Source organism: Paraburkholderia sp. PGU19 (genome assembly GCF_013426915.1).
GTDB lineage: Bacteria > Pseudomonadota > Gammaproteobacteria > Burkholderiales > Burkholderiaceae > Paraburkholderia.
The window spans coordinates 109,851-125,684 of record NZ_AP023179.1 but is presented as its reverse complement, the minus strand read 5'-3'; the positions used below and the strand labels follow the sequence as shown (position 1 = coordinate 125,684).

General features: G+C 62.9%; 12 protein-coding genes and 1 pseudogene. 10 read left to right on the top strand and 3 right to left on the bottom strand.

Annotated elements, in window-relative coordinates; all coding sequences use genetic code 11:
* Positions 1–261 precede the first annotated feature (261 nt).
* A complete protein-coding gene (locus tag H1204_RS00555) occupies positions 262–549 on the bottom strand; it encodes a DUF4148 domain-containing protein (RefSeq protein WP_180729368.1) in 288 nt (95 codons plus the stop codon).
* Positions 550–782: 233 nt separating this feature from the next.
* A pseudogene (locus H1204_RS00550) lies at positions 783–1,759 on the bottom strand (AAA family ATPase).
* A 327-nt stretch (positions 1,760–2,086) separates the two neighbouring features.
* Between H1204_RS00550 and H1204_RS00545 the strand changes: the two are divergent.
* Together H1204_RS00545 and H1204_RS00540 are read left to right on the top strand one after the other, a co-directional pair.
* Positions 2,087–2,593 carry a hypothetical protein gene (locus H1204_RS00545; RefSeq protein ID WP_180729367.1) on the top strand — a complete coding sequence of 169 codons (507 nt, stop codon included), beginning with the start codon at positions 2,087–2,089 and terminating at the stop codon, positions 2,591–2,593.
* 28 nt (positions 2,594–2,621) lie between these two features.
* A complete protein-coding gene (locus tag H1204_RS00540) occupies positions 2,622–3,419 on the top strand; it encodes an endonuclease/exonuclease/phosphatase family protein (protein WP_180729366.1) in 798 nt (265 codons plus the stop codon).
* Positions 3,420–3,434: 15 nt separating this feature from the next.
* On the opposite strand, the gene H1204_RS00535 is transcribed toward H1204_RS00540, so the two are convergent.
* Positions 3,435–4,418 (bottom strand): aldose 1-epimerase, encoded by a 984-nt coding sequence (locus H1204_RS00535; protein WP_243468533.1) that lies wholly within the window; start codon positions 4,416–4,418, stop codon positions 3,435–3,437.
* Between the two features lie 306 nt (positions 4,419–4,724).
* Between H1204_RS00535 and H1204_RS00530 the strand changes: the two genes are divergently transcribed.
* From H1204_RS00530 to H1204_RS00495, 8 genes are all read left to right on the top strand, one after another.
* Positions 4,725–5,777 carry a LacI family DNA-binding transcriptional regulator gene (locus H1204_RS00530; protein WP_180730822.1) on the top strand — a complete coding sequence of 351 codons (1,053 nt, stop codon included), beginning with the start codon at positions 4,725–4,727 and terminating at the stop codon, positions 5,775–5,777.
* 107 nt (positions 5,778–5,884) lie between these two features.
* Positions 5,885–6,889, top strand: coding sequence for an ABC transporter substrate-binding protein (locus tag H1204_RS00525; protein WP_180729364.1), 1,005 nt, complete (start codon positions 5,885–5,887; stop codon positions 6,887–6,889).
* A 404-nt stretch (positions 6,890–7,293) separates the two neighbouring features.
* On the top strand, positions 7,294–8,859 hold the full coding sequence (locus H1204_RS00520; protein WP_180729363.1) for a sugar ABC transporter ATP-binding protein: 1,566 nt from the start codon (positions 7,294–7,296) through the stop codon (positions 8,857–8,859).
* Positions 8,849–9,856 carry an ABC transporter permease gene (locus H1204_RS00515; protein WP_243468532.1) on the top strand — a complete coding sequence of 336 codons (1,008 nt, stop codon included), beginning with the start codon at positions 8,849–8,851 and terminating at the stop codon, positions 9,854–9,856. The genes H1204_RS00520 and H1204_RS00515 overlap by 11 nt, the downstream gene beginning before the upstream one ends.
* 22 nt (positions 9,857–9,878) lie before the next feature.
* Positions 9,879–10,871: an ABC transporter permease gene (locus tag H1204_RS00510; protein WP_180729362.1), complete on the top strand. Its 993-nt coding sequence runs from the start codon at positions 9,879–9,881 to the stop codon at positions 10,869–10,871.
* A gap of 765 nt (positions 10,872–11,636) precedes the next feature.
* On the top strand, positions 11,637–12,959 hold the full coding sequence (locus tag H1204_RS00505; RefSeq protein ID WP_180730820.1) for an IS4 family transposase: 1,323 nt from the start codon (positions 11,637–11,639) through the stop codon (positions 12,957–12,959).
* A 561-nt stretch (positions 12,960–13,520) separates the two neighbouring features.
* Positions 13,521–14,162 (top strand): LysE family transporter, encoded by a 642-nt coding sequence (locus H1204_RS00500; protein WP_180729361.1) that lies wholly within the window; start codon positions 13,521–13,523, stop codon positions 14,160–14,162.
* Positions 14,163–14,683: 521 nt separating this feature from the next.
* Positions 14,684–15,454, top strand: a complete 771-nt coding sequence (locus H1204_RS00495; protein WP_035987107.1) for a ferredoxin--NADP reductase — start codon at positions 14,684–14,686, stop codon at positions 15,452–15,454.
* Positions 15,455–15,834 lie beyond the last annotated feature (380 nt).

Here is a 15,834-nt window from a genome sequence, read left to right as displayed (position 1 = left end):
CGCGCCGCGTTCTACCTCGTCATCCACCAGGATTTCGATAGCGTGCGGTGTCGTCGAAAACCGTGACCGCGTGCTGTCGAACGCTTCACATGCACAATGCGAAATGACGCGACGCGCTACAGACACAAATGCCCGCAGCCTTGTGCGGCTGCGGGCATCAATATGTGGGAACGCGTCGAGCGTTTGATTCAGTGTACGCCCACGACGCGCATTCCAGGTGAATTTGGCGGACTCGTTCCGCCTGAGCCACAACAGGCTTGATCAATCCTGTGCAGTTGTGCGTTTGAACAGATGGTGCAGGTCGACGTGTGCGATGGGCACCGTATAACCGCCCGTTGCAAATTGCTGAGGATAAGCAGGTGCGTTCGGATTCAGGCTCAGTTCACCGTTCGCCCGGGCTTGCGCCAGATCGGCCTTCACCTCGGCACGCGTTTTCGGGCCGTTGACGCTGGACGGCGATTGCGTCGGAGCCGGGCTGTAGCCGCTTGCGAAAGCGGGCGCGGCGACGACTGCGGAAATCAGCAAAGCGGCAAGCGAAAGCTTTTTCATGATCGGTTCCTGAGGTGAAGTCCAGTTCGAGCGAAACGCGGTTTGCATTTCAGTGAACGGAGTCTAGTCCTCACCTATCGGTTTACCGACCCTCATTAACGGAATTGACTGTTGCTCGAATACGTTCAAATCAGGCGCGAATCGCCCTGTCTTTGCTATGGAATAGACGCAACATTGGAACAATGAACAGGTCGCGCGAGCGCGGCCTGTTCGCATAAATGACGCCAATGACGCTAGAAACCGATCGGTTTGCGGCGCGAATTGTAGTCAAGGCGAATGTCGTCGGCGCCGATATGGTCGCGGCTCGCGATGCGCGCCGAGCCGAAACCGTTCAGGATCGCGCGCCGCATTTCACGCGGCGACGCCTGCGCCAGCGCGTCGAGCGCCGCCCCCCGAGTTGCGCCGGAAACCGCTGGCCCCAACCGTGCGCCGAGCGTATTTCGTTGTAGATCGACTGCGCGATGCGCCGCGAGCCGTCGCGGTCCGGCGGCGGAATTTCGTAGACGTTCATCCGGTTCAGGATCGGCTCGGGAATCGCGCGTTCGTCGTTCGCGGTCGCGATCCAGATCACATGGCCCGCGTTGATCGGAATCTCCGCGAACTCGTCGATGAACGTCTGCGCAGTGTCATGTTCGAGCAGCGCGTAAAGCGCGCCGAGCGGATCGTATTGTGAGTCGCCCGTTGCCTTGTCGATTTCGTCGACGGCGATCACGGGGTTCGCGTAGCTGCCATGCACCAGCGCGTCGAACACCTTGCCCGGCTTCGCGTTCTTCCATTGCGACGACGCGCCCGACAGAATCCAGCCCGCCGTCAACGAACTCATCGCGACATAGTGATACGCGGTTCCGAGGAGCCGCGACAGCTGCTTCGCGAAGTGCGTCTTGCCGATGCCGGGATCGCCGAGCAGCAGGATCGGCATCAGTTCGAGGCGGTCGTCCGTTTCGAGGCACAGCGCGACCTGCTTGCGGATGTCGTCGAGCGGCTCGGTGAAATTCGGCAGCGAGCCGATCAGATCGTCGATGGACGGCATCCGGTTCGGCTTCACGCAAAAACGCAGATTGCCGACCTTCAGCATCTTTTCGTATGTGGAACGCAGTGCGTCGCTGGCGCCCTCGCTGAGTTCGTTGAGCGCCGTCTCGACCTGATCCAGGTCATAGACCTTGCTGAACGATGCAACCGCGATTTCCTGTTTCACCATGGCCGTTGTCATTGCTTCACCCCGTCGTGCTGGTCTTGCATCCGCAGCGTCCCCGACGCCGCTTCAATTTCAGTGTAACGACGCCGAAATGGCATGCAAGCCAGCAGTCATGCGGGTCTGCTGCTAACCGCACATGTCGGGCGAGACAATTGCTTGAATCGTCACATTCGCGCCCCTATCTGCAATGCAATGTAACCGCCGCGCGCTGAACCTTGGTTCCAGATCGGGTGTCAGAAAACCGTTATCCCGATAAAGCGTAAGATGGTCGGCGGTCGCAGAAAGAACGCGCGGATGCCGCACGCTTTAGCGAAACGCAGCGATTCCGGAGACTCTTTCTTCATGTGGAAAACCAGCCTCGTTGCCGCCGTGTTCGGCACCACGTTGATGGCGCAGGGCACGATGGCCCAGACGCAGCCGCGCAGCGCGCCGCCCGTCGTCAAATGGGAACTGCAGGTGGTGCGCGACGGCCAGCAGATCGATTCGTTCGACGGCAACACGACCGTCGGCCAGGCGCGCACGGATACGCATCATCGCGTCGTGCAGAACAGCGTCGGTTGCAAGGACGTACCGGCGGGTAGCATCGATCTCGCGCGCACGTTGACCGTTTCGCCGACGCAAGCGGATGCGAGCGGCGTCACGTTCGTGATCGACGCGCAGGAAACGCTTGAAGAAACCTCTACGCCCACCACGAGCACCGGCTGCAAGCTTCCGCCGCAGCCGCGTCAGGTGAGCGCGAGCCATCCGGGGCTGAAGGTGCCGCCCGGCGACTGGACGTCATGGACAATCGTCGACAAGGACCCGAATCTCGTATATCGATTGCGTGCAAGCGTCCCAAACAACCCGTGAACTTAACGAAAGACGTGGATAACGCGGCATGCGAAACCCCGAAGAACTGATACGCGAAAACCTCGACCGGAAGGACTTTATCGCCGTGAGCTGGAACCTGCACAAGGGCCGCTCACCACTTGGCTTCCAGGCATGGCAGGCGATGCAGCGCTGGGTGCAGTCCGTTCATGCCGACGCGTACTTCCTGCAAGAAGCAATGGCGCGCCGCATGCCCGGCCCCGTGCTGGCCAGTTCGTTCGGCGCGCCGCTGGGCGACTTCGATAACGACGTGTGGCATTGCCAGGCGACTGAAATCGCCGATGCGCTGCAGTTGCAGATCGCGCTGGGACCGAACGTATTCAAACCGTCGTGGCGGCATGGCAATGCAATCCTGTCGCCGCATCCGCTCGATCTCGGCGGACGCTGGGACATTTCCGCACACCGCTTCGAGCGGCGCGGCCTGCTCGTCGCGCGCGCGACGTTCGGCGGTCACGCGGTGACGCTGCTGTGCGCGCATCTCGCGCTCACGCGCCAGGCGCGGCTGCGGCAGATGAACTGGATTGCGCACTGGATTTCGAAGGAAGCGCCCGACGGTCCGCTCGTGCTCGCGGGCGACTTCAACGACTGGCGCAACGATTCCGTGCCGCTCTTTCGTGAGCATGGCCTGGAAGAAGTCGCGACGCTGCTCGGTGAGCCGGGACGCACGTTTCCGGCTTTCTCGCCCGCACTGGCGCTCGACAAGATGTTCGTGCGCGGGATGAAGCCTGTCGAATGGATCCAGCCGGCGCAAGAGACGGCATGGCTGTCGGATCACCTGCCTTATATGGCGCGACTGCGCGTCGACTGAACGCGCTTTGATGCGTCAGTTGCGCTGCGGCTTCCAGTTGAGCCCGGCGCTGATCGCTTCGCCGGGTTGGAGCACGCGGTAGCCTGTGCGCTTGCGCCCGTCTTCATCGGCGTTGAAGCAGTCGGTCGTATTCGTGACGGGCTCGACGCACAACTGCACATCGTTCGCGGGCGCGAACACCACCAGATGATCGAACGGCGCATCGGCGGTCAGCGTCACGCTGCGCGCTTCGTCCGGCCATGCAATCGTCGCGCTGCGCGTCCAGCCGCTGAAGTTGTTGTCCAGATCGAACGCGTCGGCGCTCATGCCGCGCCTGAGTGCATCGACGGCGCCATGCGGGCCGAGATGTGTCGGCAACACGTGCGCGTCTGAGTGCCACATTTCATCCACATGCGCGGTAATCACCGTGTTCGACGTGCGCGGATAGTACGGGTGATGGCCCATGCCGAACGGCATCGGACTTTCCGAGAGGTTCTGCGCGGTGAGTGTCACGCGCAACGCATCGCCCAGCAATTCGATGCGCTGGCTCGCGCGATAACGAAACGGCCAGTCGCCTTGCTTTTCGCTATCCGGCTCATGCTCGAAATGCAGTTCGACAGATGAAGCCGTGCGCGCGCTGACACGCCACGGCCTGCGCCACGCGTGACCATGCAGCGCATGCGCATAGGCGTTTCCGTCGCCGCCGAGATCGATCGTGCGACCGTCGAACTCGAAGCGCGCATCGCGGATGCGGTTGCAATACGGAAAGAGCGGGAAGCTCGCCATGCGCAGCGGATCACAAGCGGCGAGCGCCGCGCGTGTCGCGGGACGCAGCCAGTGCAGCACGCGTTGCGACGAGTGCTCGCGCACCACGCCGAAATAAGCGGCAATCGATCCGCCGACCTCCGGCGCGACCACGAGCGTCGTATCGCCACTGGACAACACGACGAGCGACGGGTCGTCGATGCGCAGATCGGTGGCGGGATCGGCTGCGGACGAATGGAGGGAAGCTTCGCGCATAGTCGTTTGAATGGGTGTGGGCGGTTGCGACGTCGTCGGGCGCGCGTTCGATGCCATGCGCCGAAGCGGCCCGCGCGAGCGAGAATCGCACGGCTGAATCCTCCGGTCAATATTATTAGTAATAATTCTGACAAAACTCCACTACTGGAGGCCATCAAGGTCCAGTAAAAAGCGGGGTTTGCGTGTGTTGTCCAGGGCATATTATTAGTGGTACCGTCAGTGCAACGATGCCTGCGGCATTCACCGTCAACGAGCCGCCGTTGCGCGGCCAGATCAATGAAAAAATCGACTCAGCGCCGCCCGACGATGACCGATATCGCCAAGCTCACCGGCGTGTCGCAATCGACTGTTTCTCTCGTCCTGAACAACGCGACCAGCGCGAAGTTTTCCGAAGCGACCCGCAACAAGGTGCTGAAAACCGCGCAGGATCTCGGCTATCGCCTCGCCCCGCGTGAACCGCTGCCGCCGTCGTCGGGCGAGCGCAATCTGATCATCTATCTCGCCGACGAAATCTCGACCAGTCCGCACCCCGTCGTGAACATCGACGGCGCGCGCGATGCCGCCTACGCGAACGGCAAGCTGCTCGCCGTCTACTCGACGCACGGCAACGCCGACATCGAGCAGCAGGTGCTCGACGCAGCTCTCGCGAGCCCGACCGTGTTCGGCGTGGTCTACGCAACCGTCTACACCCGCAAGGTCACGCTGCCCGCCGCACTGGCGCGTGTGCCGACCGTCCTGCTGAACTGCTATACGAGCGAGGGCGACCAGTCGTCGATCGTTCCTGCCGAAGTCGCGGGCGGCCATGTCGCAACCGAATACCTGTTGCGCGCGGGACACCGGCGGATCGGCTACATCAACGGCGAGCACTGGCAGGACGCGGCGAAAGACCGCCTGAAGGGCTACCGCACCGCACTCGCCACGGCCGACCTGCCGTTCGCGCCGGAGATGGTCCGCGACGGCGACTGGAGTTCGGGCACGGGCTTCGAGCACACGCTGTCGCTGATGCGCGAGCCTAATCCGCCGACCGCGATCTTCTGCGCGAACGACCTGATGGCGCTCGGTGCGATCGAGGCGCTGAAGCAGCTCGGCTACCGCGTGCCCGACGACGTCTCGGTGCTCGGCTACGACGATCAGGAAATCGCGCGCCACACGCATCCGCCGCTATCGACTGTCGTGCTGCCGAACTACGAACTGGGGCGCTGGGCCGTCGATACGCTGCTTCAGGAAGTGCACAACCAGGCAGCCGGCGCACCCGTGCGTCACCGGATGGTGAAACTCGACGGGCCGTTGATCGAACGTGGGTCAGTCAGGGAAATTACCGAGGCAAAACGCGCTGCAGTTAATATTATTAGTGATTGACCAATAATAATTCGCGATGGAATAATCGGCACGTCCGGTCACCACCGACGTGCCGGCGGCAGTTGAAGCACAAAAGCAAAACACACCAACTGGTACTGGAGGAAGACATGGCGTCGCAGAATCGGGATTCGCGCGGGCAAAGGCTTCAGCCGCTCGCCGCAGCATTGCTGGCAATCGCTTTGGGATTTGGCATGGCATCGGCGCAGGCTGACGATCTGCCGAAAATCCCGACCAAGAAACCGCTCAAAGTGGGCTTCGCGCAAACGGAGAGCAACAACCCGTGGCGCCTCGCCGAAACGCAGAGCTTCAAGGACATCGCGGCCAAGTGCGGCTGGCAGATGGTGATGACGGATGCCAACGGTTCCAACTCGAAGCAGGTCTCCGACATCCAGAGCATGATCGCGCAGCACGTCGATCTGCTCGTGTTCCCGCCGCGTGAAGAGAAGCCGCTCGCGCCCGTCGTGTTGCAGGCGAAGAAGGCGGGCATTCCCGTGATTCTCGTCGACCGCAACGTCGATCAGTCGGTGGCGAAGGCGGGCCGCGACTACATCACGTTCATCGGCTCGGACTTCATCGACCAGGGCCATCGCGCAGCCGACTGGCTCGTCAAGGCGACGGGCGGCAAGGCGAAGATCATCGAACTCGAAGGCACCACGGGCGCGTCCGCCGCGAACGATCGCAAGAAGGGCTTCGACGAAGTGATCGCGAAGAATCCGGGCATGTCGATCATCGCATCGCAAAGCGGCGACTTCGCGCGCGACAAGGGCCGTCAGGTGATGGAAACGCTGCTGCAGGCGCATCCTGACGTTACGGCCGTCTATGCGCACAACGACGAAATGGCGCTCGGCGCGATCGCCGCGATCAAGGCGGCCGGCAAGCAGCCGGGCAAGGATATCCAGATCGTCACAATCGACGGCACGAAGGGCGGCCTCGACGCGATCGCAGCCGGCGAGCTTGGCGCGAGCGTGCAGTCGAGCCCGTTCTTCGGCCCGCTCGCATGCGACGTCGCGCAGAAGTTCGCGAAGGGCGAGAAGGTGCCGACGTGGGTCAAGGTGTCGGACCGCTTCTACGACAAGGGCAACGTACAGGAAAGCATGCAGTACGGTTATTGAGCGTTCGTTGATGTAACCCGGCCGGCGCGTTTTCGGTTTTCACGCAGCGAGGCGCGCGTAGCACGGTCAGAAGGCAGGACCTCGTCGGGGCGCACCGTGCCCCGACAGCGGGAAGGGTTCGAGGCGACGTGTCCGTGGCGTGCGCATTCGCGTTCCATGGAACGTCGCTTCGCTTTGTCGGGCGTACGATTGACGTCGCGAATTGAAGGCCGGAAGAGTCCGCTGCGCGTTCGCCGACATTCGCCGCCGACACTTAAGCTCAATGAGCAAAAAGGCATCAGCGATGCACGGGACCCGAGTCAGCGCCAAAGCGCTCACTCCGTCAGATAGGAGACACACGTGACGCAATCCGACGCGGCCCCGGCGCTCATCCGCCGCCGTCCTCACGCGCGACCCTGCTCGACATGCAGGGCATCGACATTTCGTTCGGCGGCGTGCCGGCGTTGCGCGGCGCGAATCTCAGCGTCGCCGCGGGCGAGGTGCATGCGTTGATCGGCCAGAACGGCGCGGGCAAATCGACGATGATCAAGATCCTCACTGGCGCTTATCGTCGCTCGGGCGGCACGGTGCGCTTCGAGGGCCGCGAGATCGACTTCCGCACGCCGAAAGAAGCGCGCGAAGCAGGCATCAGCACGATCTATCAGGAGATCAACCTGGTGCCGTTCCGCTCGGTGGCAGAGAACATTTTCCTGGGCCGCGAACCGCGCCGCTTCGGTCTGATCGACTGGCGCGAAGTGCAGCGGCGCGCGTCCGCGCTGCTCGAATCGTTCGGTTTGCAGATCGACGTGAAGAAGCCCGCGGGCAGCTATTCAACGGCGATTCAGCAGATGGTTGCGCTCGCGCGCTCCGTGTCGTCGGACGCGAAGATGGTCATCATGGACGAATCGACTTCGTCGCTCGACGAACGCGAAGTCGAACTGCTGTTCACCGTCGTGCGCAAGCTGCGCGACGACGGGCGCGCGGTGATCTTCGTGTCGCATCGGCTCGACGAGCTGTACGCGCTGTGCGACCGCGTGACGGTGATGCGCGACGGCCAGACCGTTGCGCAAAGCGCGATGAAGGATATCGACAAACGCCAGCTCGTCACGACGATGCTCGGCCGCACGCTCGCTGCCGTCGTGCAGGACGACAGCGCCACACGCGAAGCAAATCTCGCGCGACGCGGCGACAAGGCGATCTCGGCGCGCAATCTGTCCGCGCATCCAAAGGTGAGCGACGTGTCCCTCGACGTGCACGCGGGCGAAGCCGTCGGCCTCGCAGGCCTGCTCGGCTCGGGCCGCACGGAAACGATGCGCCTGCTGTTCGGCGCGGACCCCGCCGAGCGCGGCACGCTGTCGATCAACGGCAAGGACGTCGCGCTGAAGTCGCCTCAGGACGCAATCGCGCGCGGCCTCGCGTATCTCACGGAAGACCGCAAGGCCGAAGGCATCGTGCCGGACCTGTCGGTGCGCGACAACCTCACCCTCGTCTGTCTGCGCACGCTGTCGAAGCACGGCATCGTCGATGTGAAGCAACAGCAGGCGATCGTCGATCGCTTTATTGCGTCGCTTGGCATCAAGCTGCGTTCGCCCGATCAACCGATCCGCGAACTCTCGGGCGGTAATCAGCAGAAGGTGCTGCTTGCGCGCTGGCTCGCTGCACAGCCTTCGCTGCTGTTGCTCGACGAACCGACGCGCGGCATCGATGTCGGCGCCAAAGCCGATGTCGCGAAGATCGTGCGCGAACTGCGCGACGAAGGCATGGCGGTACTGTTGTCCGCTTCCGAACTCGAAGAACTGACGGCCGTGGCCGATCGCGCGGTGGTGATCCGCGACGGCCGCACGGTTGCCGAACTGGATGGCGCGCAAATGAGCGAATCCGCGATCATGGACGCGATTGCCTACGGCAGCGCGGGCACCTCGCAACTGGTGGAAGCGGCGCAGTCCGCGCATATCGACGATGCACTGGAGGGCGACCGTCATGGCTCATGAGTCGCTGCGCAATGACGGCGCGCCACTCGCTTCGGCGAAACCCGCGCCCGATGCGTCGACGGTGAAGAAGAAGCGGCGCATCGCGGTCCAGCGCGAGATCGTCGTGCTGCTGGCGATGCTCGTCTTCAACCTGCTCTTCACACAACACTTCTGGTCGTTGCAAACCTTCAACGTGAATCTGACGCAGGTCGTGACGATTGTGATCGTCGGGATCGGCATGACGCTGGTCGTGGCGACGGGCGGCATTGATTTGTCCGTTGGCGCTTCGATGGCGATTGCGGGCGCGCTTGCGCCGATGCTGTTCCTGCACATCGCCGGCCCGCTCGGCATCGCGCTCGCGTTCGTGCTGCCCGTTCTGGCCGCCGCCGTGTGCGGCGTGTTCAACGGCTTTCTCGTCACGCGATTAGCCGTGCAACCGATTGTCGCCACGCTGGTGCTGTTCATCGCCGGGCGCGGCATCGCGCAAGTCGTCACTGACGGCAGCCTGCAAGCGTTCAACAATCCGGCGTTCCAGTGGATCGCGCTCGGCAAGGTGGCGGGCGTCCCGTTCCAGGTGCTGCTGATGTTCGCGCTCGTCGCGTTCTTCGCGTGGGTCGTGAAGAAGACGCTGTTCGGTCAGTATCTGCTCGTGACGGGCGGCAACGAAAAGTCCGCGTATCTGAGCGGCGTGCCGACCGCGCGCGTGAAGATGATCGCGTATACGCTGTGTGCGGCGCTGTCGGGACTCGCGGGGCTGATTTCGATTTCGGTGAATTCGTCGTCGGATGCGAACGTGGTCGGGCTCGGCATCGAACTCGATGCGATTGCGGCCGTGGCCGTTGGAGGCACGGCGTTGACGGGCGGCAAGGCGTATATCGGCGGCACGCTGATTGGCGCGCTGATCATCCAGTTGCTGCGCTACACGCTGCTTGCGCACGGCATCCCCGATGCGGCCGCGCTCGTCGTCAAGGCGGGCATCATCATCGCGGCTGTGTACGTGCAGCGGCGTTCGCGCTAAACGCTTTGCAAAAGACGATCCGATGAAAAAGAACCTGCCCATCCTGATCGCGCTCGGCGCGCTAATCGTGCTCGGACTCGTGCGCTACGAGCATTTCGCGTCCGAGTACAACATCACGTCTTTCTGGCGCTACAACTCGATGTTCGCGCTGATCTCCGTCGGCATGGCGTTCGTCATCATCACGGGCGGCATCGATCTGTCCGTCGGCACGGTCGCGGCGATGTCGAGCGTGGTGGCGGCGCTGGCGAGTCCGTACGGCGGCTGGGTCGCCGTGCTCGCGGGCGCGGGCGCGGGCCTGCTGGTCGGCGTGCTCAACGGCTTCATCATCACGCGGCTGAAAATCCTGCCGTTCATCACGACGCTCGCGACGAGCCTCGGCGCGCACGGCCTCGGGCTGCTACTCGGCAAGAATGACGCTGTGTCGATTTCGTCCGATACGAACTTCGCGAACTTCGGTCAGGGTGATCTGTTCGGCCTGCCGATTCCCGGTCTCATCGCGCTTGTCGCCGCCGTCGCGGGCTGGCTCGCGCTGCGCAGCACGCGCTTCGGCCGGCATTCGCTGGCGATCGGCGGCAGCGAGGAAGCGGCGCGTTTGATGGGGTTGAACGTGAACCGCACGCTGGTCGCCGTGTATGCCGTGAGCGGTTTGCTGGCCGGGCTGGCGGGCGTGATCCTCGCCGCACAGTTCGGCGCGGGGCAACCGAATGAGGGCGTCGGCTGGGAGTTGTTTGCGATTTCGGCTGTGGTGCTCGGCGGCACGCTGCTGACGGGCGGCGAAGGCTCGATCGCAATGACCATCGCGGGCGTGCTGCTGCTCGGGCTCGTGTTCAATCTGCTGAACTTCGAGAACGGGCTTGGGTTTATCAGTCTGTCGGCGTACTGGCAGTCGGTGATACGCGGCGTGTTCCTGCTGCTCGTGATCGTGCTGCAGGCGCGCGTGCTCAAACAGCGCGCACATAAGGCCACGACGCCGGGCGTGGGTGCGGGTGCGGGTGCGGGGCAATCTGCGGGGTGAGGTTTTTTGCTTTCGCTGGCATCCGCGATGCGTTAGCTCGGTTCACGCGTCGCCAGTGTGTGGGGCGGTAAGCGCTTTGGGTTGTCTGCGACGCTGGGTGGTTTGCTTGTTTTGATGATGGCATCCGCGTTTCGTTAGCTCGCTTCACGCGTCGCCCCTGTGCGGGGCGGCACCCGCTTTGGGTTGTCTGCGACGCTGGGTGGTTTGCTTGTTTTGATGTTGGCATCCGCGTTTCGTTAGCTCGCTTCATGCGTCGCCCCTGTGCGGGGCGGCACCCGCTTTGGGTTGTCTGCGACGCTGGGTGGTTTGCTTGCTTTGATGCTGGCATCCGCGATGCGTTAGCTCGCTTCAGGCGTCGCCCCTGTGCGGGGCGGCACCTACTTTTCTTTGCCGCCGCAAAGAAAAGGAGGCAAAAGAAAGCGGCTCACACCGCCAGCTTTTGTTCTTATCCACGGGCCCCCAGCGTCCCCTCGCTTCGCACAGTAGCGCGCTTGCACAGGTTCGTTGCCAACGCATCGTTTAAACGCCTCACCCACTTCAAACACCCGTACATGGGCTCGCGCCAGCGAACGGTTACTGCCGCCCAGGTGGCAAACTGTGTGTAGGTTGTCGCGGCGCGTACAGGTTAGCGTTCTTACAGGCAGCCCTTTCAAGGTCTTTGCGCTGCAAACCTAGTAACCTGGCGAGATGTTAAGGAACGACGGGTACGAAGGGATGTTCGACGAGGTGATGAAGCGTTTCGAGCAGCAGGCACCGGTATGCGTGATGGCACGCCTGGCACTGCAGAGAGCCATCGCGCCGCAATGGATCGACGGGGTGTTCGCCGAGCACCGGCAGCGGCAATATCCACGTGAATTGCTGTTCTCGACGGTGGTTGAACTGATGACGCTGGTGTCGCTGGGACTGAGTCCGTCGCTGCACGCTGCAGCGACACAGACGAAGCCCCTGCCGGTGTCGCTGGCCGCGTTCTACGAGAAGGTCAACCGTACCGAACCCGCGATCCTGCGTGCCCTGGTACAGGGCAGCGCACAGCGTCTGGGGCCGGTGCTGGCGGCGTTGCCATGCCAGCCCAGCCTGCCCGGCTGGCGTGTGCGGGTGCTTGATGGCAATCACCTGCCGGCCAGTGAGAAACGGCTGGCGGCGTTGCGCGAGCAGCGTGGCGCGGCGTTGCCGGGGCACGCGCTGGTGGTCTACGAGCCGGATCTGGGTCTGGTCACAGATCTGGTCGCCATCGAGGATGCGCACGCGCAGGAGCGCTCGGCCATGGCCCCGCTGATTGAATGTGCCGGCGCGGGCGAATTGTGGCTGGCTGACCGGAACTTCTGCACCGGGACCATCCTGCAGGGCTGGCATCAGGCACAGGCCTGCTTCATCGTGCGCGAACACGGCCGCAACAGCCCGGCGCTTGCCAGCAGTGGGCCATGGGTGGACGGTGCACGTATCGAGACAGGTCAGGTGCGAGAGCAACGCATTGACCTGAAGGCTGGCTTCGTCTGGCGTCGCATCGAGCTGACGCTGGACAAGCCGACTGATGCAGGCGATACCGTGATTCTGTTGTGGAGCAACCTGCCTGCCGCGGTGGGCGCACACGAGATTGCCCGGCTGTACCGCAAGCGCTGGCGTATCGAGGGCATGTTCCAGCGACTCGAGTCGGTCCTGCACAGCGAGATCCGCACCTTGGGTCATCCACGTGCCGCGCTGCTGGGCTTTACCGTCGCGGTGCTGGCGTACAACGTGCTGGCCACGCTCAAGCGCAGTGTTGAAGCTGCGCATGCTGCCGCCGATGAAACAGGTGCAGCGCCGCCGGACGTCTCGACGTACTACCTCGCCGTGCAGATTCGCAGCCAGTATGAGGGCATGCTCATCGCGCTGCCGCCAAATGAATGGTCGCACTGGAGCGATGCCACGCCCGACGTGATTGCCGGCAAACTGCTCGAGCTGGCCCGCTGCGTCGACCCGATTCAGGTGCGCACACGCACGCGTGGCCCCAAGACCCGCAAACCCGCACCCTATGTCGAAGGTGCGGTAGCCCGCGCCCATCACAGTACCGCTCGCCTGCTTAAACGCGCCAAAGGCGGGACATCTTGATCAAGACCTTGAAAGGGCTGGTTCTTACAGGGTGGAACGCGTGCGCTATTGGTCCGAAGTGAGGCGTGCGGAGCACTTGGGCCTACACACAGTTTGCCACCTGGGTGGCGGCGGAATATCCGGTGCGGCATGCTGCAACCCGGGTGCGTGAAGCGGGTGAGGCGCTCAATTCGAGCGTTGGCAACGGACGTGGGTGACGTGATTGCCGTGTGAAGTGAGGGACCGGTTGGGGGCCCTCAGGCGGGGAGAAATGTTGGCGGTGTGAGCCGCTTTCTTTTGCCTACTTATCTTTGCGGCGGCAAAGAAAAGTAGGTGCCGCCCCGCACAGGGGCGACGCGTGAAGCACGCTAACGCATCGCGGATGCCAGCGCAAAACACATGCAAACCACACAGCTTGCGCAGCAAACACCATCCTCCGGATGCCAGAACAAAGACAAGCACACAGGCGACGCAGGGCGTGTCGCGCAGTTACCCGTTGCAAGCCGGAGTAAGATCGCGATTCCGCCCGCTTCCTGTTCAACGCGTCGCCGCCAAGCGCGGCAAATCGTCGCCACGCATCCCATGCACCACTATCTGCCGATCCTGCTGCAAATCGCCCTCGTCTATCTGATCGCGCTGGTCAGTCCCGGTCCCAACTTCTTTATGATCACGCAGCTCTCGCTGGCCGGACGACGCAGGCTGGGCGCGGCGTCGGCGCTGGGCGTCGGCACAGGGTCGACGATCTGGGCGTCGCTCGCCATGCTCGGCTTCGCGACCGTGCTGCAACGGATTGACTGGCTGTACAACGGCATTCGCATCGCGGGCGCGATCTATCTGGTGTGGTTCGGCATCAAGCTCGTGCGTTCGAGCACGAAACGCGGCGAAGCCATCGTCGTGAACGTCGAAACGCCGCCCGCCAACGACCGCGGCGCGCATTTCCGCGCATGGCGCACGGGCATGCTCACGTGTCTGACGAATCCGAAATCCTGCGCGTTCTGGACCAGTATCTTTGCGACACTGTTTCCGGCGCACCCGCCGCTGTGGTTCTACGGCGTGGCGCTCGCGATGATCGGGATGATGTCGGTGGGCTGGTACGGCAGCGTCGCGCTGATGTTCGCGACGGAGCGCACGCAACGCGGCTATCGACGCCTGCGCCGGCCGATCGACGGCGTGTGCGGCGCGCTGCTCGTCGGCTTAGGTGCGAAACTCGCCGCCGAAAGCTGAGCGCTGGGGCCGTTTCCGTCGAAGTTTTCCAGCTTCGCGAGAAGGGTCAATGCTGCAGCGCGCGATAGGTTTCCGGTATTATCCCGAAATAGCGCCTACCAGCGCCTGTGTTCGTTGAACGGCTGCCATCACCCGATGATTGACGGGCGAGAGCCGGTCAGGCGGCAACGGCCCGACGCCCGCCGCGAACGGGCAAGACCCGAAGGGCGACACCCGCACGGGTCCTCGTAGGGTCGACCGGGCACAGACCCAGCGCCGCACACCCCAGCAGTACACCCATGCCGCGCCGCAGTTAGCCGTTCCGGCGAAACCGGACGACAGCCGCGCCGGCGCTTGATAACCAGCTTGACAGACCACATTCACCGCCCAACCCGCCGCGGCAATGCCCGGCGCGGAACGCGGTAAAATAGCGGATTGCGCATCATTCCCGGGTCGCTTCCGGCGCGGGACGGTGCATTGCCTTTGCCGTGCCGGCCCCGCTTTTATGTGGCCGACCTTGATTTCGCACCATCGAAGAAGCCATGAGCAACCTGAATCCACAAACCGTCCTGAGCGTCCACCACTGGACCGATACGCTTTTCAGCTTCACCTGCACGCGCGACGCGTCGTTCCGCTTCGAAAATGGCCAGTTCACGATGGTCGGCCTCGAAGTCGACGGCAAGCCGCTGATCCGTGCGTACAGCATGGCTAGCGCCAACTACGAAGAAAACCTCGAATTCCTGAGCATCAAGGTGCAGGACGGCCCGCTGACGTCGCGCCTCCAGCATCTGAAGGTCGGCGACCAGGTCCTGATCGGCAAGAAGCCGACGGGCACGCTGATGGCCGACAACCTGCTGCCCGGCAAGACGCTGTGGCTGCTGTCGACGGGCACGGGCCTCGCGCCCTTCATGTCGATCATCAAGGACCCGGACGTCTATGACCGCTACGAGCGCGTGGTGCTGACGCACACCTGCCGTTTCGTCGACGAACTGGCATACAAGGAATACATCACGGACCACCTGCCGGCGCACGAGCACATCGGCGAGCTGATCCAGGAAAAGCTGGTGTACTACCCGACCGTCACGCGCGAGCAGTTCGCGAACCGTGGCCGCATCACGGACCTGATCGAAACGAAGAAGCTCTTCGAAGATCTCGACCTGCCGCACTTCTCGCTCGAAAACGACCGCGTGATGCTCTGCGGCAGCCCGCACATGCTGCGCGACACGCGTGAACTGCTCGACAGCCTGGGCTTCCAGGAAGGCAGCAACAACAATCCTGGCCACTACGTCGTCGAAAAGGCGTTCGTCGGCTAAGACTGCGCCGCACCAACGCTGGCGCCGCGTCCACGACGCGTGCGCGGGCCGCAACACCCGAAACCGGAGCCTTCGCGCTCCGGTTTTTCTTTTGGCACGCCAGGCTGTGTCGAGCGGTTGGCGGACCACGCCTGGGCGTGCCCATATCCCGTCAGATACCAGGTTACAAATTCAATGGCTATTGAATAACCTTGCATGTAGGAATTTATCCTACACAAGCGATGGCGTTTACCTCGACTATTGCGTGAACTTTGCGCTGCAAGCCAAGATGGACGGGCATTTTTTCTTTTTTTAAGATATGATCCCAGCGCAGCAGCATTTAACAGACTTTTAACAATACTGTCTTCTATTTGTTACAGAATGTAAATTTCGTTACGTCC

Bases quoted from the DNA above. Each gene is read 5' to 3' on its own strand.
- H1204_RS00555 (WP_180729368.1), bottom strand. From the start codon at position 549: ATGAAAAAGCTTTCGCTTGCCGCTTTGCTGATTTCCGCAGTCGTCGCC.
- H1204_RS00545 (WP_180729367.1), top strand. From the start codon at position 2,087: ATGTGGAAAACCAGCCTCGTTGCCGCCGTGTTCGGCACCACGTTGATG.
- H1204_RS00540 (WP_180729366.1), top strand. From the start codon at position 2,622: ATGCGAAACCCCGAAGAACTGATACGCGAAAACCTCGACCGGAAGGAC.
- H1204_RS00535 (WP_243468533.1), bottom strand. From the start codon at position 4,418: ATGCGCGAAGCTTCCCTCCATTCGTCCGCAGCCGATCCCGCCACCGAT.
- H1204_RS00530 (WP_180730822.1), top strand. From the start codon at position 4,725: ATGACCGATATCGCCAAGCTCACCGGCGTGTCGCAATCGACTGTTTCT.
- H1204_RS00525 (WP_180729364.1), top strand. From the start codon at position 5,885: ATGGCGTCGCAGAATCGGGATTCGCGCGGGCAAAGGCTTCAGCCGCTC.
- H1204_RS00520 (WP_180729363.1), top strand. From the start codon at position 7,294: ATGCAGGGCATCGACATTTCGTTCGGCGGCGTGCCGGCGTTGCGCGGC.
- H1204_RS00515 (WP_243468532.1), top strand. From the start codon at position 8,849: ATGGCTCATGAGTCGCTGCGCAATGACGGCGCGCCACTCGCTTCGGCG.
- H1204_RS00510 (WP_180729362.1), top strand. From the start codon at position 9,879: ATGAAAAAGAACCTGCCCATCCTGATCGCGCTCGGCGCGCTAATCGTG.
- H1204_RS00505 (WP_180730820.1), top strand. From the start codon at position 11,637: ATGGCACGCCTGGCACTGCAGAGAGCCATCGCGCCGCAATGGATCGAC.
- H1204_RS00500 (WP_180729361.1), top strand. From the start codon at position 13,521: ATGCACCACTATCTGCCGATCCTGCTGCAAATCGCCCTCGTCTATCTG.
- H1204_RS00495 (WP_035987107.1), top strand. From the start codon at position 14,684: ATGAGCAACCTGAATCCACAAACCGTCCTGAGCGTCCACCACTGGACC.